The organism is Pseudomonas sp. GW821-FHT02C04 (assembly GCF_059421845.1).
Window position 1 is genome coordinate 397,142 of record NZ_JBWKVT010000003.1, and the last position, 18,493, is coordinate 415,634.

Annotated in this window: 16 protein-coding genes; 8 read left to right on the forward strand and 8 right to left on the reverse strand. The window is 62.6% G+C overall.

From position 1 onward, the window contains the following. Positions 1 to 9: 9 nt before the first annotated feature. The 6 genes from AC07VV_RS13840 to AC07VV_RS13865 all read right to left on the reverse strand — a co-directional run bounded on the left by AC07VV_RS13840 (position 10) and on the right by AC07VV_RS13865 (position 6,488). Positions 10 to 1,467 (reverse strand): amidase, encoded by a 1,458-nt coding sequence (locus AC07VV_RS13840; protein ID WP_495036523.1) that lies wholly within the window; start codon positions 1,465 to 1,467, stop codon positions 10 to 12. Further along, the gene (locus tag AC07VV_RS13845) at positions 1,464 to 2,774 is read right to left on the reverse strand and encodes a citrate-proton symporter (protein WP_495036524.1); all 1,311 of its coding nucleotides are present in this window, start codon (positions 2,772 to 2,774) and stop codon (positions 1,464 to 1,466) included. The genes AC07VV_RS13840 and AC07VV_RS13845 overlap by 4 nt, the downstream gene beginning before the upstream one ends. Positions 2,775 to 2,853: 79 nt before the next feature. Further along, positions 2,854 to 4,029 carry a M20 aminoacylase family protein gene (locus AC07VV_RS13850; RefSeq protein WP_495036525.1) on the reverse strand — a complete coding sequence of 392 codons (1,176 nt, stop codon included), beginning with the start codon at positions 4,027 to 4,029 and terminating at the stop codon, positions 2,854 to 2,856. A 143-nt stretch (positions 4,030 to 4,172) separates the two neighbouring features. Continuing rightward, positions 4,173 to 4,475 (reverse strand): amidase, encoded by a 303-nt coding sequence (locus tag AC07VV_RS13855; RefSeq protein ID WP_495036526.1) that lies wholly within the window; start codon positions 4,473 to 4,475, stop codon positions 4,173 to 4,175. Continuing rightward, on the reverse strand, positions 4,472 to 5,551 hold the full coding sequence (locus AC07VV_RS13860) for a serine hydrolase domain-containing protein (RefSeq protein ID WP_495036527.1): 1,080 nt from the start codon (positions 5,549 to 5,551) through the stop codon (positions 4,472 to 4,474). The genes AC07VV_RS13855 and AC07VV_RS13860 overlap by 4 nt, the downstream gene beginning before the upstream one ends. A gap of 31 nt (positions 5,552 to 5,582) precedes the next feature. Then, the gene (locus AC07VV_RS13865; RefSeq protein ID WP_495036528.1) at positions 5,583 to 6,488 is read right to left on the reverse strand and encodes an acyl-CoA dehydrogenase middle domain-containing protein; all 906 of its coding nucleotides are present in this window, start codon (positions 6,486 to 6,488) and stop codon (positions 5,583 to 5,585) included. A 153-nt stretch (positions 6,489 to 6,641) separates the two neighbouring features. Here AC07VV_RS13865 and olsB point away from each other — a divergent pair, with 153 nt between their 5' ends. Both olsB and AC07VV_RS13875 read left to right on the forward strand, forming a co-directional pair. Beyond that, positions 6,642 to 7,397: an L-ornithine N(alpha)-acyltransferase gene (gene olsB, locus AC07VV_RS13870; protein WP_096819470.1), complete on the forward strand. Its 756-nt coding sequence runs from the start codon at positions 6,642 to 6,644 to the stop codon at positions 7,395 to 7,397. Further along, a complete protein-coding gene (locus AC07VV_RS13875; RefSeq protein ID WP_102621465.1) occupies positions 7,397 to 8,191 on the forward strand; it encodes a lysophospholipid acyltransferase family protein in 795 nt (264 codons plus the stop codon). The genes olsB and AC07VV_RS13875 overlap by 1 nt, the downstream gene beginning before the upstream one ends. Positions 8,192 to 8,205: 14 nt before the next feature. Here the strand turns inward: AC07VV_RS13875 and AC07VV_RS13880 are convergent, their stop codons facing one another. Then, positions 8,206 to 8,778, reverse strand: a complete 573-nt coding sequence (locus AC07VV_RS13880) for an acyl carrier protein phosphodiesterase (protein ID WP_495036529.1) — start codon at positions 8,776 to 8,778, stop codon at positions 8,206 to 8,208. Between the two features lie 171 nt (positions 8,779 to 8,949). Here AC07VV_RS13880 and AC07VV_RS13885 point away from each other — a divergent pair, with 171 nt between their 5' ends. From AC07VV_RS13885 to AC07VV_RS13895, 3 genes are read left to right on the forward strand one after another with little or no spacing between them, the layout of a single operon-like run. Continuing rightward, positions 8,950 to 9,252 (forward strand): ArsR/SmtB family transcription factor, encoded by a 303-nt coding sequence (locus AC07VV_RS13885; RefSeq protein ID WP_007957866.1) that lies wholly within the window; start codon positions 8,950 to 8,952, stop codon positions 9,250 to 9,252. A 34-nt stretch (positions 9,253 to 9,286) separates the two neighbouring features. Next, positions 9,287 to 10,450 carry an MFS transporter gene (locus tag AC07VV_RS13890; protein ID WP_495036530.1) on the forward strand — a complete coding sequence of 388 codons (1,164 nt, stop codon included), beginning with the start codon at positions 9,287 to 9,289 and terminating at the stop codon, positions 10,448 to 10,450. A gap of 32 nt (positions 10,451 to 10,482) precedes the next feature. Next, positions 10,483 to 11,532: an alkene reductase gene (locus AC07VV_RS13895; RefSeq protein ID WP_495036531.1), complete on the forward strand. Its 1,050-nt coding sequence runs from the start codon at positions 10,483 to 10,485 to the stop codon at positions 11,530 to 11,532. 251 nt (positions 11,533 to 11,783) lie between these two features. Here the strand turns inward: AC07VV_RS13895 and emhR are convergent, their stop codons facing one another. Then, on the reverse strand, positions 11,784 to 12,416 hold the full coding sequence (gene emhR, locus AC07VV_RS13900) for an efflux system transcriptional repressor EmhR (RefSeq protein ID WP_102621467.1): 633 nt from the start codon (positions 12,414 to 12,416) through the stop codon (positions 11,784 to 11,786). A 267-nt stretch (positions 12,417 to 12,683) separates the two neighbouring features. Between emhR and emhA the strand changes: the two genes are divergently transcribed. The 3 genes from emhA to emhC are packed head-to-tail and all read left to right on the forward strand — an operon-like array spanning position 12,684 to position 18,448. Then, on the forward strand, positions 12,684 to 13,838 hold the full coding sequence (gene emhA, locus AC07VV_RS13905) for an efflux RND transporter periplasmic adaptor subunit EmhA (protein ID WP_085712979.1): 1,155 nt from the start codon (positions 12,684 to 12,686) through the stop codon (positions 13,836 to 13,838). Between the two features lie 3 nt (positions 13,839 to 13,841). After that, positions 13,842 to 16,991 (forward strand): efflux RND transporter permease subunit EmhB, encoded by a 3,150-nt coding sequence (gene emhB, locus AC07VV_RS13910; protein WP_102621468.1) that lies wholly within the window; start codon positions 13,842 to 13,844, stop codon positions 16,989 to 16,991. After that, complete coding sequence (gene emhC, locus AC07VV_RS13915) at positions 16,988 to 18,448, forward strand: efflux RND transporter outer membrane subunit EmhC (protein WP_495036532.1); 1,461 nt, start codon at positions 16,988 to 16,990, stop codon at positions 18,446 to 18,448. The genes emhB and emhC overlap by 4 nt, the downstream gene beginning before the upstream one ends. The last annotated feature ends 45 nt before the right edge of the window (positions 18,449 to 18,493 follow it).

Below are 18,493 nucleotides of genomic sequence, written 5' to 3' on the forward strand. Positions count from 1 at the left end.
GCGGGCCGCTCAGGCCGATTGCAGACATGCCGGCGGTCGCCGCTCGACCCAGCGCGTCAGTTGCTCATGAGCATAGGCCAGTTGCAGGACAGCCCGATCCGCCTGGGCCGGGCCGATGATTTGCAGGCCCATCGGCAACCCGGCCGGGTTGAAACCCACCGGCACGCTGATGCTCGGCAACCCCGCCAGTGTCGGGCCGATCACCACTTCCATCCAGCGATGATAGGTGTCCATGGTCTGCCCGCCGACGACTCGCGGCCACGGTTGCTGTGCATCAAAAGGGAACACCTGGGCGGTGGGCAACAGCAGGAAATCGTAACGCTCGAACAACTCGCTCACCGCGCGATACCAATCGCTGCGCGCGACCGACGCCTGATAGAGCTCGGCAGCGGTCAGACGCAAACCGCCCTCGATTTCCCACTGCGCTTCGGGTTTGAGCAGCGCCCGTTTTTGCGGGTCGGCATACGCCGCGCCGAGGCTGCCCTGCACCAGAAAATGCCGATGCGTGAGCCAGGTCTGCCACAAGCGCTCCATGGAAAACTCCGGCTGACAGGCTTCGACGTGGCAACCCAATGCACTGAAATCCGCCAGCGCCGATTCGCACAGGCTCAACACGCCATCGTCCATCGGCAGATAGCCGTTGTAATCACCGAGCCAGCCGAGGCGCAGGTCGCTGCAGTCCTGTTGCAGATCCAGCCCGAAATCCCGTGGTTCATCGGCCAGCGACAGCGGCACCCGCGCATCGTAGCCAGCCTGGGTCGAGAGCAGCCGTGCAACATCGGTGACCGTGCGCCCCATCGGCCCTTCGGTAGCCAGTTGCTGGACGAACACTTCCGGCGCTGGCCCATGGGGCACGCGGCCCTGGGACGGGCGGAAGCCGAACACGTTGTTGAACGCCGCCGGGTTGCGCAGCGAGCCCATCATGTCGCTGCCATCGGCCACCGGCAGCAGGCGCAGGGCCAGCGCCACCGCCGCCCCGCCGCTGCTGCCGCCGGCAATCAGGCTCGGATCGTAGGCGTTGGTGGTGGTGCCGAACACGCTGTTGTAGGTCTGCGAGCCGAGGCCGAACTCCGGGACGTTGCTCTTGCCGATGATGATCGCCCCGCAGTCGCGAACCCGCGCCACGCTGATCGCATCGTGCTGCGGCACTTGCTCGGCGAACAGCGGCGAACCCAGGGTGGTGCGCAACCCGGCGGTGGCCGCCAGGTCCTTGATCGCCTGGGGCATGCCGTGCATCCAGCCCCGGGATTCGCCGCGATCCAGCTGTCGGTCGCACTCATCGGCTTCGCGCAACAGCACGTCCTGCGGACGCAGCGACACCAGCGCGTTGACCGCCGGATTGAAGTGTTCGATGTGCGTCAGGTAGGCCTGCATCACTTCGCGGCACGACACCTTGCGGGCATGGATCGCCCGGGACAGCGCATCGGCGTCGAGGGCGACAATCGGATCAATGGCTAACGGACTCACGGTTTCACTCCCAGGTTGAGCGCAACGGGTTTCTTCGCACGCGGGGCCTCCTGCAAACAGTAAGTACCGAGCAGGGTCAGCAGGCAAGCGAACAACACATAGAACGACGGCGCCACCGGGGTGTTCAGAACTTTGCTCAGCCAGGTGACGATCAGCGGCGCGAAACCACCGAACACCATCACCGCCACGTTGTAGGCCACCGACACCCCGGTCGAGCGCACTTCAATCGGGAACTGCTCGGCCAGCGCTGTCGGGGCCGGGCCGAAGAACCCGTCAATCGCCGTGCACAACAGCAGTTGCATCACCAGTAAACGCTCGATCGAAGGCGCCGCCGCGACCCACACATAGAGCGGATAGACCATGACGAAAAATGCCAGGGTGAAGGCCATCAGCACCGGCCGCCGACCGAGGCGATCCGACAGGGCACCGGACAGCGGAATCACCACGGTCATCAGCCCCACCGCGAGCATCTGCACCAGCAGCACCTGATCCAGCGGCAGGCCGAGGTTCTTGTGGGCGAAGGTCGGCATGTTCACCAGCACCACGTAGAACGACACCGTAGCGCCGCAGGCCAGGCCCATCGATACCAGCAGGCTGCGGCGATGTTCACGCAGCACCTGCCACAGGCCGGGGGCGGCGCCTTTGGCTTTCTTGCGCGCTTCGAGAAATTCTTCCGGTTCTTCCATGTGCTTGCGAATCCACAAGCCCACCGGGCCGATCAACAGGCCGAGCACGAACGGAATCCGCCAGCCCCAACTGTCCAGCGCCTCGGGGGAAAACAGGTGCGTGACCAGCGCCACCATCGCCGCGCCGCTGAACACCGCCAGGCATTGCCCAACCAGTTGCCACGAACCGTACAAGCCTTTGCGATGGGCCGGCGCGCTCTCCACCAGAAACGCCGTGGCGCTGGCGTATTCACCGCCCGTGGCAAAACCCTGAAGCATCCGCGCTACCACGATCAGCAACGGCGCGCCCATGCCGATGGCGGCGTAGTTCGGCGCGAACGCTATCAGGGCGATGGACACGGTCATCAGGCGGATGATCATCTGCATCGCAGCCTTGCGACCTTTTCGGTCGGAGTAGATGCCGAGCAGGATGCCGCCCACCGGGCGCATGAAAAAGCCGACGCCGAAAGTCGCCAGCGCCATCAGCAGCGAGGCGTAGTCGTCGTCGGACGGGAAAAATTGCCGGGCGATGATGCTCGCCAGAAAGCCGTAAACGATGAAGTCGTACCATTCCAGGGCGTTGCCGATGACGGCGGCGACCACTTGCCGGGTGCGTGAAACGCCGGAGTTCGAAGGCTGCATGGGGATTCTCCAGAAGCTGTTGGTTGACCACGCAGGCACGTGCGCACCTGCGTTCCAGCGGCAGCAAAAAGTGAAGAAATCAGGCCGGCTTGAGCCAGCTCTCAGTGAGCGCGCCCCAATACGCCGCGCCGGTCAGCAGAATGTCGTCGTTAAAATCGTAGGCCGGGTTATGCACCATCGGCCGCGCCACGCCGTTGCCGATGAACAGGTAGGCGCCGGGGCAGCGCTGGAGCATCCAGGCGAAGTCTTCGCTGCCCATCAGTTTCGGTGTGTTGCCATCGACGGCGTCGGCGCCGACCAGTTCGACGCCGACCTGACGGGCGAACTCGGTTTCGGCAGCGTGGTTGACCAGTACCGGGTAGGCCGGGCGGTGTTCGATGGTTGAAGTGCAGCCGAAGCTTTCGGCCTGGGCCTCGATGATCGAGCGCACGCGGTCCAGTGTCTGAACGCGGACTTCGGCGTTCAGCGCACGCAGGCTCAGGCGCAGGATCGCCTGTTGCGGAATCACGTTGGCGGCCTCGCCGGCCTGCAATGCGCCGACCGTCACCACCGCTGCCTGCTGCGCATCGATGTTGCGCGCGACCACGGTTTGCAAAGCCATCACCACACTGGCAGCAGCGACCAGCGGATCCACCGCCAGATGCGGCATCGATCCGTGGCCGCCGACGCCTTCGATGGTCACCGTGAGCAGATCCTGCGAAGCCATCATCGGCCCTTCGCGAAAGCCCAGGTGCCCCGCCGGCAGGCCCGGCATGTTGTGCATGCCGAACAGCGCGTCGCACGGGAAGCGTTCGAGCAGGCCATCGGCGAGCATCGCTTCGGCCCCGCCCTGCCCCTCTTCGGCGGGCTGGAAAATCAACGTCAGCGTGCCGTCGAACTGACGGGTCGCCGCCAGATAACGCGCCGCACCGAGCAGCATCGCGGTGTGCCCGTCATGCCCGCAGGCGTGCATGCAGCCCTGATGACGACTGCTGTAGGCGACGCCGGTGTTCTCGATGATCGGCAGCGCATCCATGTCGGCCCGCAGCCCGAGTTTGCGTGAACTGCTGCCGTTGCGCAGCACACCGACCACACCGGTCTTGCCGACGCCAATGTGGACGTCATAACCCCACTCTTCGAGCGAGCGGGCGACCAGCGCCGAGGTGCGGCTTTCCTCGAAACCGAGTTCAGGGTGAGCGTGAATGTCCTGGCGGGTGGCGTGCAGGTCGCTGGCCACGTCGTTGAGCCAGGCCAGAATGTGCTGATGTCGGGGCATGACGGTTCTCCTCGCGCGGGTGTTCCCGGTCTTGTTGTTCGGTGTTTTTTCACGACACATGAACGGCAGGTCGTGCTCACCGCCAGATAACCGCGAGACACGCGAGAGGACAATCGAATGTGGTTCCACAGGGTGGAACCGGATCAGGGTTGCAGGCGACAGCCCTGGCGCTCGCCTTGCCACCGGGCGCTGTTGCTGCGCCCCATGCCGCTGGCGGTAACTAGTTTTTGCGTTCGGTCATCGGTCAGTTCGCTGGGCAACCACTGCTTCACGTAGCCCCGGCAATATTCGGCGTCGTTGTTCATCACATAGCGGCACGAACAATATTCCTTGGCGGTGTAGGCGCTGATGATGTCCGGGAAGGCCCACAGATTCTCGCGTTCGTGCCAGCCCCAGCCCAGCAGCACGATCAGCAACACCAGCAGAATGCGTCTGAACAGTTTCATGGCCGCACCGCCCCGAGCACACGCTTGAGCAATTCGTTGTGGCGATAGCTGCCGTCGCGGTCATCGCCGTAGCGCACGATCACCAGTTTTTCGCTCGGGATCACGTACAGCGCCTGGCCCCAATGGCCGAGGGCGGCGAAGGTGTCGGGGGGGGCGTCGGGCCACGGAGAAGCGGCGCCGTCCGCCGGGCGATTGAGCCACCAGTGGCCGCCGGGCACGGCTTCGTCCTGATTAGCCTTGTAGCCGGCGAAGGGTTGGCGGTTGAAAGCGATCCAATCCTTGGGCAACAGCTGCCGGTCGTTCCAGCGTCCGTCTCGCGCCATCAACAGGCCGACTCGCGCCAGATCCCGGGCCGTCAAATAAGCGTATGAAGACGCGACAAAGGTGCCCGTGGCATCGGTTTCCCAGGTGGCATGGCGGATGCCCAAGGGATCGAAAAGCGCTGTCCATGGATAGTCCGGATACCGCTGCGGGCCGACGATGGTTTTCAGCGCCGCTGCCAACAGATTGCTGTCGCCGCTGGAATAACGAAACGCCTGACCCGCTGGTGCGTAGCTGTCGTGGTCGGCGGTGAAGGCGGCCATGTCGCGGTGACCGCGGGTGTAGAGCATCGCCACCACCGAGGACTTCAGCGGGGCGTACTCGTAATCTTCCTGCCAGTCGATGCCCGAGGCCCAGTGCAGCAGATCCTGGATCGTGATGGCCGGGTGTTTTTCCAGCACCGGGTAAAACTTCACGACGGGATCATCGAGCTTGAACAAGCCTTCGCCGTACGCCACGCCGAACACCGTGGCCATCAGGCTTTTGCTGATCGACCAGGTCAGGTGCGGGGTGTCGGCGGTGGTCGCGGCGGCATAACGTTCGTAAATGAGCTGGCCGTCACGGATCACCAGCAAGGCGTCGGTGCGGATGCCCTGGCGGGTGTTGTCATCGCGGGTCGGGAAGGCGTAGGCCTCCATTGCATCGACGGCCGGGCCGATGAGTTTCGGGCCGCTCGGCCACTGCTCGCCCGGCCATTGTTCGGCCTGAACCGTGAAGCTGATCAGCAGCAGAAACAGGGACAGGCCTTTGAACATGGTGAGGGCTCTGGGGATGAACCTGACAAGACTAGCCGGCGTTCATGACAGATGTGTTTTGGCTTGCCGCCAACGCCTTGGCCAGACGCTTGGCCCGCGCGCCCGCGGCCAGTTGCATGACCGATTGATCGCGCTGCCACATCGTCGCCCACTCGGAATTGCCGTCGAGCAGGGCCTGATCGACTTCCGCTTTGAGCCCGTCGAACTGTGCAAACAAGCCACCGAGCAACACATGCCCGGCAGGATTGTTCGGTGGCTGCCGACTGACTTCCGCGCACCCGGCCAACAGCGCCAGCAAGCGCAATTGCAGCGGCTGAGGCCAGCCGCTGTCCTGACCGACGCCGTACAGCCACGCGGTCATCGCGCTGAGCACATAGACATCTTCAAGGCTGCGGAACGGTTTGACATAGGCATCCCAACCGTCCCCGGCGAGCAGTTCGCACAGAGCCTCGTCGAGGTACAAGCGGCCATGACTGATATCCGGCATCAATGGCAACGCCGGGAGTTTTTCCACGCGCACGCCGGATTCGCCGGGGTACACCACCGCCAGGCTCAGGCGCGGCGATTCGCCGGGTTGCTCACTGCGCGCGGCGATCAGCAGCCAGTCCGCCGCATCGCCGGCGGTGACGAAATCCTTTTGCCCGCTAAGGCGCAGATCCGTGAGCCGGGTCTGCATGTCCGCCGGTCGCAGGCTGCGCTGTTCGGTCGCACACAAAGCACCCAGGCTCGGCGGCGCACTCGGCCAGAGCATGCGCAACGCGGCCTGATAGCCCACCAGGAACGCCAGCCCAGGCGTCGCCATCCGCCGCCCTCCCGCCACCGCCAGTTCGAACGGCGTGACGCTGCCCAGTTGATGCAGCAGCGTGGCGAAACCCTCCGCCAGATCGGCAACGGCGGGCAGGCGTTCGCGACATTCAAGCAGGGTCGACCAGGTCATCAGAGGCTCCTCGTGGGCTGTCATATAAGCATCACCAAACATTCATGGCGATGACACCGGGGCTACATAGCCTGACTTTGCACAACACGGCTGCATAAAGAAAGTCGATCGGCTGTAACCCACGACGGGTTAAAGGCCCGTACGGAGATTCAAATGACTCAGATCGCCCGCATCAGCGACACCGGCAATGAACGCCGTCTGCAAGCCGAACGCCTGATCGGCGCCGAGGCCTTGCAGCAAGCCCAGGCCTTGCGTTTCAACGTGTTCAGCGGCGAGTTCAACGCCAAGCTGAAAGGCGCGGAACTGGGTCTGGACATGGATGACTATGATGTTCACTGCAGCCACATCGGCGTGCGTGACCTGAACACCGGCCGCCTGGTGGCGACCACCCGTTTGCTTGATCACACCGCCGCCAGCAGCCTGGGCAAGTTCTACAGCGAAGAAGAATTCAGCCTGCACGGCCTCGCCGGTCTGCAAGGCCCGATCCTCGAAATCGGCCGCACCTGCGTCGACCCGGCCTACCGCAACGGCGGCACCATCGCCGTGCTCTGGGGCGAACTGGCCGAAGTCCTCAATCAGGGCGGCTACAGCTACCTGATGGGTTGCGCGAGCATCCCGATGCAGGACGGCGGCGTACAGGCCCACGCGATCATGCAGCGCCTGCGCGAACGTTATCTGTGCACCGAACACCTGCGCGCCGAGCCGAAGAATCCACTGCCAACCCTGGATATTCCGTCGAACGTGATCGCCGAAATGCCACCGCTGCTCAAGGCTTACATGCGCCTGGGCGCGAAGATCTGCGGCGAGCCGTGCTGGGACGAAGACTTCCAGGTCGCCGACGTGTTCATCCTGCTCAAGCGCGACGAACTCTGCCCGCGCTACGCCAAGCACTTCAAGGCGGCCGTGTGATGAGCCGGCTGCGGGTGTACGCGCGGATCGCGCGGGTGCTGCTGGTGGTGACGCTGGGCTTGAGCATGGCCAGTGTCTTCGGGGTTTTCGAGCGATTGGGTCTGGCCCATTCGATGCAACGCCGGCAGCGCTGGTCGCGGTTTTTCATGGCGCGCCTGAGCAATGCCCTGCCCTTTCGCGTGACCGTGCATGGTGAGCTGCCGAAGCAGCCGATGCTGTGGGTCAGCAACCATGTGTCGTGGACTGACATTCCGCTGCTCGGGATGCTCACGCCGCTGTCGTTTCTGTCCAAGGCCGAAGTGCGCACCTGGCCGGTGGCCGGTTGGCTGGCGGCGAAGGCCGGCAGCCTGTTCATCCGTCGCGGTTCGGGCGACAGCCAGTTGATCCGCAAGCAGATGACCCGTCACCTGCAAACCGATCATCCTCTGCTGATGTTCCCGGAAGGCACCACCACGGATGGCCGTTCGCTGCGTACCTTTCATGGTCGTCTGCTGTCGGCGGCGATTGATTCGGAAGTGAAGCTGCAACCGGTGGCGATCCGTTATCTGCGCAATGGCGAGATTGATTCGCTGGCGCCGTTCATTGGTGACGATGATCTGCTGTCGCACCTGATGCGCCTGTTCAGCAACGATTGCGGCGATGTGGAAGTTCATCTGCTCAAGCCGATTGCCTGTCAGGGCCGGGAACGCGCTGCACTGGCTTACGAAGCCCAGCAAGCGGTGCAGAAAGCGTTGTTCGGCGAGGTGGCCAAACCGGCCGAACCGCGTCGTGCAGGCGAGCTGATCGCTGCCTGATCGTCATCCTCTACCTACAGCTGCCGGCCTGCGAAGTCCTGCAGCTGTGGGTAGAACAGGCGAAAGTCGTCACTGAGCGGTTCATACAGACGCCGCAACTCCTGCATCGCCCCCGCCAATTCTTCAGGCTTGCTCAGGCGCCGGGAAATCCCGCGCAGCACCTGGTCCAGCACTTCGAATTCCCGATACGAACCCAACCAGTCATTGGCCACCATGTGCGGGGCGATCTTCGCCAGACGCTCGGGCAATTGCCGCTCGCTGGACAACACGCGGTAAACGTCCGTGGTGAATTGCCCCAGTGGTCGGTCGGCGTACAGCGCCCAGTCCCGGGCCAGGCAATGGTCGAAAAACACGTCGAGGACGATGCCAGCGTAACGACGACGGGTCGTGGAAAACCGCGCCAGTGAGGCATCCACCAACGGGTGGCGATCGGTGAAGACATCGATCTGACGATGCAAGGCAATCGCCGCTTCGATCTCCGGATCGAACTGCCCTTGCAGCCGCCCTTTGACGAAATCGCCATACAGACTGCCGAGCCATTGACCAGGACGCTGGCCACCGAGGTGCAAATGTGCGAGATAGTTCATGGGCGCAGCTTAGCACCGCGCCCGCGTTTGTTTACACCTCACATATCGTTATAACCCGATATACCGATTTATGCGGTCGTCAGATCGAATTCATATTGGTATATCGCGAAATACCGATTTAAAGTTCGCCTCATCGCGATATAGCGCTACACACATCACGAGCAACCAGCCATGAACATTGACCTCGACGAAATAATAAAAGCCCTGGCACACCCAGTACGGCGAGACATCCTCAACTGGCTGAAAGACCCGAAAGCCCAGTTTCCGGAACAGATCCACAACCACGAGTACGGCATCTGCGCCGGGCAGATCGATCAACGCTGCGGCCTGTCGCAATCGACCGTCTCCGCCCACCTGGCCACCCTGCAACGGGCCGGGCTGATCAGCAGCCAGAAGGCCGGGCAGTGGCACTTTTTCAAACGCAACGAGGACGTGATCCAGGCGTTCCTCAGCACCCTCAGTAAAGAGCTCTGACCCTTAACGTCAGCCAGCCGAAAAGGACTAAATGATGCCCCTCTCGCTCCTCATACTCGCCCTGAGCGCCTTCGCCATCGGCACCACGGAATTCGTCATCATGGGCCTGTTGCCCGATGTGGCGGCCGACCTCGGTGTGTCGATTCCCGGCGCCGGCTGGCTGGTGACCGGCTACGCCCTGGGCGTGGCGATTGGTGCACCGTTCATGGCGATGGCCACCGCAAAACTGCCGCGCAAGGCTGCACTGGTCGCGTTGATGGGCATCTTCATTATCGGCAACCTGCTCTGCGCCATCGCCACTGACTACGAGGTGCTGATGTTCGCCCGAGTCGTCACCGCCCTCTGCCACGGTGCGTTCTTCGGCATCGGCTCGGTGGTCGCGGCCAACCTGGTGGCGCCGAACAAACGCGCTTCGGCGGTGGCCCTGATGTTCACCGGCCTGACCCTGGCCAACGTGCTGGGCGTGCCACTGGGCACCGCGCTTGGTCAGGAAGCCGGCTGGCGCTCGACCTTCTGGGCAGTGACCGTGATCGGTGTGATTGCGCTGATCGGCCTGATCCGCTTCCTGCCGGCCAAGCGTGACGAAGAAAAACTCGACATGCGCGCCGAACTGGCCGCGCTTAAAGGAGCCGGGATCTGGCTGTCCTTGAGCATGACCGCGCTGTTCGCCGCTTCGGTATTCACCCTGTTCACTTATGTCGCGCCGCTGCTGGGCGATGTCACCGGCGTCTCGCCCCGTGGCGTGACCTGGACCCTGATGTTGATCGGCCTGGGCCTGACCGTCGGCAACATCATCGGCGGCAAGATGGCCGACAAAGGCCTGGCCGCGACGCTGATCGGCGTGTTCATCGCCATGGCCGTGACCTCCACCGTCCTGACCTGGACCAGCGTCGCGCTGATCCCGACCGAGATCACCCTGTTCCTCTGGGCCACCGCGTGTTTCGCCGCCGTGCCTGCCCTGCAGGTGAACGTCGTGACCTACGGCCGGGCCGCACCGAACCTGGTGTCGACCCTGAACATCGGCGCCTTCAACGTCGGCAACGCTCTGGGCGCCTGGGTCGGCGGCAGCGTCATCGCCCACGGCTACGGCCTGACCAGCGTACCTCTCGCCGCTGCGGCGCTCGCGATCCTGGCACTGCTGGTAACCCTGATCACATTCCGCCGGAACGGTAATCCCGAGCTGGCCACCGCTAACTGATTCACTCACTTACCTCACGAGGGTTGTATCTCATGGCAACAATTTTCGATCCGATCAAACTGGGCGACCTCGAGCTGTCCAACCGCATCATCATGGCGCCGCTGACCCGCTGCCGCGCCGACGAAGGCCGCGTACCGAACGCGCTGATGGCCGAGTACTACGTACAACGCGCCTCCGCCGGCCTGATCCTCAGCGAAGCCACGTCGGTGACCCCGATGGGCGTCGGCTACCCGGACACCCCGGGCATCTGGTCCAACGATCAGGTGCGCGGCTGGACCAACGTGACCAAGGCTGTTCACGCTGCCGGCGGCAAGATCGTCCTGCAACTGTGGCACGTCGGCCGGGTTTCGCACCCGTCGTACCTGAACGGTGAAGCGCCGGTTGCGCCAAGCGCCATCCAGCCTAAAGGCCACGTCAGCCTGGTTCGCCCACTGGCCGATTTCCCGACGCCACGCGCGCTGGAAACCGCTGAGATCGCCGACATCGTCGACGCCTACCGCGTCGGCGCGGAAAACGCCAAGGCTGCCGGTTTCGACGGCGTGGAAATCCACGGCGCCAACGGTTATCTGCTCGACCAGTTCCTGCAAAGCAGCACCAACCAGCGCACCGACAACTACGGCGGCTCCCTGGAAAACCGTGCCCGCCTGCTGCTGGAAGTGACCGACGCCGCCATCGAAGTCTGGGGCGCCGGCCGTGTCGGTGTGCACCTGGCACCACGCGCCGACTCCCATGACATGGGCGACGACAATCTGGCCGAAACCTTCACCTACGTCGCCCGTGAACTGGGCAAGCGTGGCATCGCCTTCATCTGCTCCCGCGAGAAAGAAGGCGCCGACAGCCTCGGCCCGCAACTGAAAGAAGCCTTCGGCGGCGCTTACATCGCCAACGAACGCTTCACCAAGGACAGCGCCAACGCGTGGCTGGCCGAGGGCAAGGCTGACGCTGTGGCATTCGGTGTGCCGTTCATCGCCAACCCGGACCTGCCAGCCCGTTTGAAAGCCGATGCGCCGCTGAACCAACCGCACCCGGAAACCTTCTACGGCAAAGGTGCAGTCGGCTACCTCGACTACCCGACGCTGTAAGCCACACCGCAGAAACGCAAAAAGCCCCCGACTCGTGAGAATCGGGGGCTTTTTCATGGGTCGCGGGACAGGTGGGCTGCTCACATTCGTTCACAGGCTCGACACAAAATCCCTACAAAATACGTAGTTCGCTACGTATCAACTCGATGGGTTGAGGTATATAAAAGCAATCCACTGCGGCGAGGCGAACGAACAAGGATCTTCATCCGCCTCCTTCGTTGACATAACCTGAACCAAATACGCATTTTGTTTCATTTGCGCAGGCTGGGGCTCCAGCGCAGCATATCCAGCCCTGTATCGACCCAGCGCTCGGCTTCGGCATACAGCTCGAAACTGTCCGGGGCCAGTAGCCATTGATACAGGATGCCATCGATAAAGGCGTGAATGCTGATGGCCGCGCGGGCGGTGTCGAGGTCTTGCGGCAACTGCCCACGATTGACTGCATTACTCAACGTCAGCGCGATCCGCACATTGCAATCGAGGCTGGCCGTCCGACGCTGTTGGCGCAGGTCGCACATTTCATCGGTGAACTCGCACTTATGAAACAGAATTTCGTTGATACGCCGGGTTTTCGGGTCCAGCGCAACTTGATGAAACAAATGAATCAGCAATTTGCGCATGCAGCCCAACGGGTCTGGCTCGTCCTCGCTTTCGCTGGCCTTGGCCAGCTCGTCCAGCGGCTCATGCAGCGTATCGAGCATCGCCTGCAACAGGTCGGCCTTGTTGCTGAAGTGCCAGTAGATGGCGCCGCGCGTCACGCCGGCCATCGTCGCGATGTCCGCCAGCGTCGTGCGCGCAACGCCCCGCTCATAAAAAGCTTTCTCGGCCGCTTCAAGTATCTGGCTTCGAGTCTCTTGAGCTTCCTCTTTGGTACGACGGACCATGGCAGTAAAACCTCAAACAGGATGTTTCAGGGATGGCTGAATATCCGCTGAATAAAAAGGGGTGGATCTCTCGCGGATCGACTCCCCCGGCCTACAATTTCAGACCTTGCGACGACTTTTGTAACCAGGTGGGTACGCGGCAAAGGTATTTACAAACAACCATGAACGTAAGTATATTCCTTAGCAAGCTACTTATCCACCCGGTACCCTTTTTTTACCCTTCCACACTTCTTGTGCGCTTTTCGCGCGCCTGACCCGAGGATCTTCATGCAATTCAAGCCAGCTGTTACCGCTCTGGTCACTGCCGTCGCCCTGGCATCGCTGCTCAGCGGATGTAAAAAGGAAGAGGCGGCTCCCGCCGCACCACCTCCTCAGGTCGGCGTCGTCACCCTGCAACCACAAGCCTTTACCTTGACGTCCGAGCTGCCGGGCCGCACCAGTGCGTTCCGCATCGCTGAAGTCCGTCCGCAGGTCAACGGCATCATTCTCAAGCGTCTGTTCAAGGAAGGCGGCGATGTCAAAGCCGGCCAGCAGCTGTATCAGATCGATCCGTCGGTCTATGAAGCGACCCTGAAAAGCGCCGAAGCCAACCTGCGTTCGACCAAGTCGATCTCCGACCGCTACAAGCAACTGGTCGACGAACAGGCCGTGAGCCGTCAGGAATACGACACGGCCGTGTCCAATCGCCTGCAATCGGAAGCTTCGCTGCAGAGCGCGCAGATCAACGTGCGTTACACCAAGGTCTACGCGCCGATCTCCGGGCGTATCGGTCGTTCTTCGGTGACTGAAGGCGCACTGGTCAGCAGCGGTCAAGCCGATGCGATGGCAACCATCCAGCAACTGGACCCGATCTACGTCGACGTCACTCAGTCTTCGGTCGAACTGCTGGAGCTGCGTCGTGAACTGGAAAGCGGCCGCCTGCAAAAGGCTGGCGACAACGCCGCTGCAGTCAAGCTGACCCTGGAAGACGGCAGCCAGTACAAGCTCGACGGTAAGCTGGAATTCTCCGAAGTGTCGGTCGACCCGACCACCGGCTCCGTGACCCTGCGTGCCGTGTTCCCGAACCCGGATCACACCCTGTTGCCAGGCATGTTCGTTCGCGCCCAGCTGCAGGCCGGTGTCAACGCCGCCGCCATCCTGGCGCCGCAACAAGGCGTGACCCGTGACCTCAAGGGCACGCCGACCGCGCTGGTCGTCGGTGCGGACAACAAGGTCGAACTGCGTCAGCTCAAGGCCAGCCGTACCGTCGGCAGCCAGTGGCTGATCGAAGACGGCCTGAAAGCCGGCGATCGCCTGATCACCGAAGGGCTGCAATTCGTCCGTCCGGGTGTTCAGGTCAATCCGACCGAAGCGACCAACGTAGCCAAGAACCCGGCACCCGCCAAGGCAGCTGACAAGGCCTACGGCGGCAAAGGGGAGTAACTCATGTCGAAATTTTTTATCGACCGTCCGATTTTCGCCTGGGTAATTGCCCTGGTGATCATGCTGGTCGGGGCTCTATCGATCCTCAAGTTGCCGATCAACCAGTACCCGAGCATTGCGCCACCGGCCATTGCAATTTCCGTGACCTACCCGGGTGCTTCGGCACAAACGGTTCAGGACACCGTGGTACAGGTGATCGAGCAACAGCTCAACGGTATCGACAACCTGCGTTATGTGTCGTCGGAAAGTAACTCCGACGGCAGCATGACCATCACCGCAACCTTCGAGCAAGGCACCAACTCCGACACCGCGCAGGTCCAGGTCCAGAACAAGCTGAACCTGGCCACCCCGCTGTTGCCGCAGGAAGTGCAGCAACAGGGTATCCGCGTGACCAAGGCAGTGAAGAACTTCCTGCTGGTGATCGGCGTGGTGTCGCGTGACGGCAGCATGTCCAAGGACGACCTGTCCAACTACATCGTGTCGAACATGCAGGACCCGATCTCCCGGACCGCCGGTGTCGGTGACTTCCAGGTCTTCGGTGCCCAGTACGCGATGCGCATCTGGCTCGACCCGGCCAAGCTGAACAAGTACAACCTGACCCCGGCCGATGTCAGCGCCGCGATCTCGGCGCAGAACGTGCAGATTTCCTCCGGTCAGCTCGGCGGTCTGCCGGCGCTGCCAGGCCAGCAACTGAACGCCACGATCATCGGCAAGACCCGCCTGCAGACGGCCGAGCAGTTCAAGGCGATTCTGCTGAAGGTCAACCAGGATGGCTCGCAAGTACGTGTCGGCGATGTCGCCGACGTCGGCTTGGGTGGTGAGAACTCCAGTATCGCGGCGCAGTTCAACGGCAAACCGGCTTCCGGCCTGGCGGTGAAACTGGCCAACGGCGCCAACGCCCTCGACACCGCCAAGGCCCTGCGCAAGACGATTGACGACCTCAAGCCGTTCTTCCCGCAAGGCATGGAAGTGGTGTTCCCGTACGACACCACCCCGGTGGTGACCGAATCGATCAAGGGTGTGGTTGAAACCCTGGTCGAAGCGATCGCGCTGGTGTTCCTGGTGATGTTCCTGTTCCTGCAGAACTTCCGCGCCACTGTCATCACCACGATGACCGTGCCGGTGGTATTGCTCGGTACGTTCGGCATCCTCGCGGCCGCCGGTTTCAGCATCAACACCCTGACCATGTTCGGTATGGTGCTGGCCATCGGCTTGCTGGTGGACGACGCCATCGTCGTGGTGGAAAACGTCGAGCGGGTGATGGCCGAAGAAGGCCTGTCACCGAAGGAAGCGACCAAGAAGTCCATGGGCCAGATCCAGGGCGCACTGGTCGGTATCGCCCTCGTGCTCTCGGCGGTACTGCTGCCGATGGCGTTCTTCAGCGGTTCCACCGGTGTGATCTACCGTCAGTTCTCGATCACCATCGTCTCGGCCATGGCCCTGTCGGTAATGGTCGCGCTGATCTTCACCCCGGCACTCTGCGCCACCATGCTCAAGGCTATTCCGAAAGGCGAGCACGGCACGCCGAAACGCGGCTTCTTCGGCTGGTTCAACCGCAACTTCGACCGTAGCGTTCGCAGCTACGAGCGCGGTGTCGGCAACATCCTGCAGCGCAAGGCGCCGTACCTGCTGGCCTACATCCTGATCGTGGTCGGCATGATCTGGCTGTTCACCCGCATTCCGACTGCGTTCCTGCCGGAAGAAGACCAGGGCGTACTGTTCGCCCAGGTACAGACGCCTGCTGGCTCCAGTGCCGAACGCACGCAGGTGGTGATCGATGAAATGCGTACCTACCTGCTGGATAAAGAATCCAGTTCGGTAGCCTCGGTGTTCACCGTGAACGGCTTCAACTTCGCCGGTCGCGGCCAGAGCTCGGGTCTGGCGTTCATCATGCTCAAGCCATGGCACGAGCGTGACGCGAACAACAGCGTGTTTGCCCTGGCCCAGCGTGCCCAGCAGCACTTCTTCAGCTTCCGCGATGCGATGGTGTTTGCCTTCGCCCCGCCGGCCGTACTGGAGTTGGGTAACGCCACCGGTTTCGACGTGTTCCTGCAGGACCGCGCCGGTATCGGTCACGACAAGTTGATGGAAGCCCGTAACCAGTTCCTCGGCATGGCCGCGCAGAGCAAGGTGCTCTACCAGGTCCGTCCGAACGGCCTGAACGACGAGCCGCAATACCATCTGGAAATCGACGACGAGAAGGCCCGTGCCCTGGGCTTGAGCCTTTCCGACATCAACAGCACCCTGTCGATCTCCTTCGGTAGTAGCTACGTCAACGACTTCATCGACCGCGGTCGTGTGAAGAAGGTTTACGTACAAGGTCAGGCCGGTGCTCGCATGAGCCCTGAAGACTTGAAGAAGTGGTACGTGCGCAACAGCGCCGGCACCATGGTTCCGTTCTCCGCGTTTGCCAAGGGCGAGTGGATCTACGGTTCGCCGAAACTGGCGCGCTACAACGGTGTAGAAGCGATGGAGATCCTCGGTTCTCCGGCGCCGGGCTACTCGACCGGTGAAGCGATGGCCGAAGTCGAAGCGATTGCCGCCAAGCTGCCGCCAGGTGTCGGTATCTCCTGGACCGGTCTGTCCTACGAGGAACGTCTGTCCGGCTCGCAAGCGCCAGCGCTGTACGCTCTGTCGCTGCTGATGGTGTTCCTGTGTCTGGCGGCGCTGTATGAAAGCTGGTCGATTCCGATCGCGGTCATGCTCGTGGTGCCGCTGGGGATCATCGGTGCGCTGATGGCCACCAGCCTGCGCGGCCTGTCGAACGATGTGTACTTCCAGGTAGGTCTGTTGACGACCATCGGTCTGGCGGCTAAAAACGCCATTCTGATCGTCGAGTTCGCCAAGGAGCTGCACGAGCAAGGGCGCAGTCTGCGCGATGCGGCGATCGAAGCCTGCCGCATGCGTCTGCGACCGATCATCATGACGTCGCTGGCCTTCGTCCTCGGTGTTGTACCGTTGGCGATCTCCACCGGCGCAGGCTCGGGCAGTCAACACGCGATCGGTACCGGCGTGATTGGCGGTATGCTCACGGCCACGATCCTGGCGATCTTCTGGGTCCCACTGTTCTTCGTCACTGTGTCGTCCATGGGCCAGCGCAAAAACGCCGGCAAGGATGACGCCATAGAAACTCCTAAAGAGGCTGGCCAATGAGCAAGTCGCTACTCTCCATCGCAGTCGCCGCCTTCGTGCTGAGCGGTTGCTCGCTGATACCGGATTATCAGCAGCCGCAAGCACCGGTGGCCGCGCAATTCCCGCAGGGCCCGGCGTACTCGCCGGCCCAGGCACCGGCGCAGGCCGCTGCCGAGCAAGGCTGGAAGCAGTTTTTCCATGACCCTGCCCTGCAACAGCTGATTCAGGTCGCCCTGGAAAACAACCGCGACCTGCGTGTCGCGGCGCTGAACATCGACGCCTACGCGGCTCAATACCGCATCCAGCGTGCCGACCTGTTCCCGGCAGTGTCGGCCAATGCCAGCGGCAGCCGTCAGCGGGTTCCGGCCCGTGCGTCGCAGACCGGTGAAGCGAACATCACCAGTTCGTACACCGCCACCGTCGGCATCAGCGCCTACGAACTCGACCTGTTCGGTCGGGTTCGCAGCCTGAGCGAACAAGCGCTGCAACAATACTTCGCCACCGAAGAAGCGCGCCGCAGCACCCAGATCAGCCTGGTGGCCAGCGTGGCCAACGCCTACCTGACCTGGCAGGCCGACAAGGAACTGCTGAAGCTGACTCAGGACACCCTCGGTGCCTTCGAAGAAAGCTACAAGCTGACCAGCCGCAGCAACGAAGTCGGTGTGGCTTCGGCGCTGGACCTGGCGCAGTCGCGCACCTCGGTTGAAAACGCCCGTGCACAACTGGCGCGCTACACCCGCCAGGTGGCTCAGGACGAAAACAGCCTGACCCTGCTGCTCGGCACCGGCGTGCCGGCCAACCTGCAAGCGGCCAAACCGTTGGCCGACGATCTGCTCAGCGATGTGCCGGCCGGTCTGCCGTCGGATCTGCTGCAACGTCGTCCGGACATCCTTCAGGCCGAGTACAACCTGAAGGCCGCCAACGCCAACATCGGCGCGGCCCGTGCAGCGTTCTTCCCGAGCATCAGCCTGACCGCCAACGCGGGCAGCCTGAGCCCGGACCTGTCCGGCCTGTTCAAGGGCGGTTCGGGTACGTGGCTGTTCCAGCCGCAGATCAACCTGCCGATCTTCAACGCCGGCAGCCTGCGCGCCAGCCTCGACTACGCCAAGATCCAGAAGGACATTGGCGTGGCGAACTACGAGAAGTCCATTCAAACGGCCTTCCAGGAAGTCGCCGACGGCCTGGCCGCACGCCAGACCTACACCGAGCAGTTGCAGGCGCAGCGTGACTTCGTTCAGGCCAACCAGGATTACTACCGCCTGGCCGAGCGTCGCTATCGCATTGGCGTCGACAGCAACCTGACCTTCCTCGATGCCCAGCGTCAGCTGTTCAGCGCCCAACAGGCCCTGATCACCGACCGCCTCGCGCAGCTGACCAGTGCGGTCAACCTGTACAAGGCATTGGGTGGTGGCTGGAATGCGCAAACCGCGCAGAACGAGCCGCTGAAAGAAGAAGCGCCGAAGATGAAGTTGTTCTGATCGTCTCGCGATAAACAAAAAGCCCACCATTCGGTGGGCTTTTTG

Bases quoted from the DNA above. Each gene is read 5' to 3' on its own strand.
- AC07VV_RS13845 (WP_495036524.1), bottom strand. From the start codon at position 2,774: ATGCAGCCTTCGAACTCCGGCGTTTCACGCACCCGGCAAGTGGTCGCC.
- AC07VV_RS13850 (WP_495036525.1), bottom strand. From the start codon at position 4,029: ATGCCCCGACATCAGCACATTCTGGCCTGGCTCAACGACGTGGCCAGC.
- AC07VV_RS13855 (WP_495036526.1), bottom strand. From the start codon at position 4,475: ATGAAACTGTTCAGACGCATTCTGCTGGTGTTGCTGATCGTGCTGCTG.
- AC07VV_RS13860 (WP_495036527.1), bottom strand. From the start codon at position 5,551: ATGTTCAAAGGCCTGTCCCTGTTTCTGCTGCTGATCAGCTTCACGGTT.
- AC07VV_RS13865 (WP_495036528.1), bottom strand. From the start codon at position 6,488: ATGACCTGGTCGACCCTGCTTGAATGTCGCGAACGCCTGCCCGCCGTT.
- olsB (WP_096819470.1), top strand. From the start codon at position 6,642: ATGACTCAGATCGCCCGCATCAGCGACACCGGCAATGAACGCCGTCTG.
- AC07VV_RS13875 (WP_102621465.1), top strand. From the start codon at position 7,397: ATGAGCCGGCTGCGGGTGTACGCGCGGATCGCGCGGGTGCTGCTGGTG.
- AC07VV_RS13880 (WP_495036529.1), bottom strand. From the start codon at position 8,778: ATGAACTATCTCGCACATTTGCACCTCGGTGGCCAGCGTCCTGGTCAA.
- AC07VV_RS13885 (WP_007957866.1), top strand. From the start codon at position 8,950: ATGAACATTGACCTCGACGAAATAATAAAAGCCCTGGCACACCCAGTA.
- AC07VV_RS13890 (WP_495036530.1), top strand. From the start codon at position 9,287: ATGCCCCTCTCGCTCCTCATACTCGCCCTGAGCGCCTTCGCCATCGGC.
- AC07VV_RS13895 (WP_495036531.1), top strand. From the start codon at position 10,483: ATGGCAACAATTTTCGATCCGATCAAACTGGGCGACCTCGAGCTGTCC.
- emhR (WP_102621467.1), bottom strand. From the start codon at position 12,416: ATGGTCCGTCGTACCAAAGAGGAAGCTCAAGAGACTCGAAGCCAGATA.
- emhA (WP_085712979.1), top strand. From the start codon at position 12,684: ATGCAATTCAAGCCAGCTGTTACCGCTCTGGTCACTGCCGTCGCCCTG.
- emhB (WP_102621468.1), top strand. From the start codon at position 13,842: ATGTCGAAATTTTTTATCGACCGTCCGATTTTCGCCTGGGTAATTGCC.
- emhC (WP_495036532.1), top strand. From the start codon at position 16,988: ATGAGCAAGTCGCTACTCTCCATCGCAGTCGCCGCCTTCGTGCTGAGC.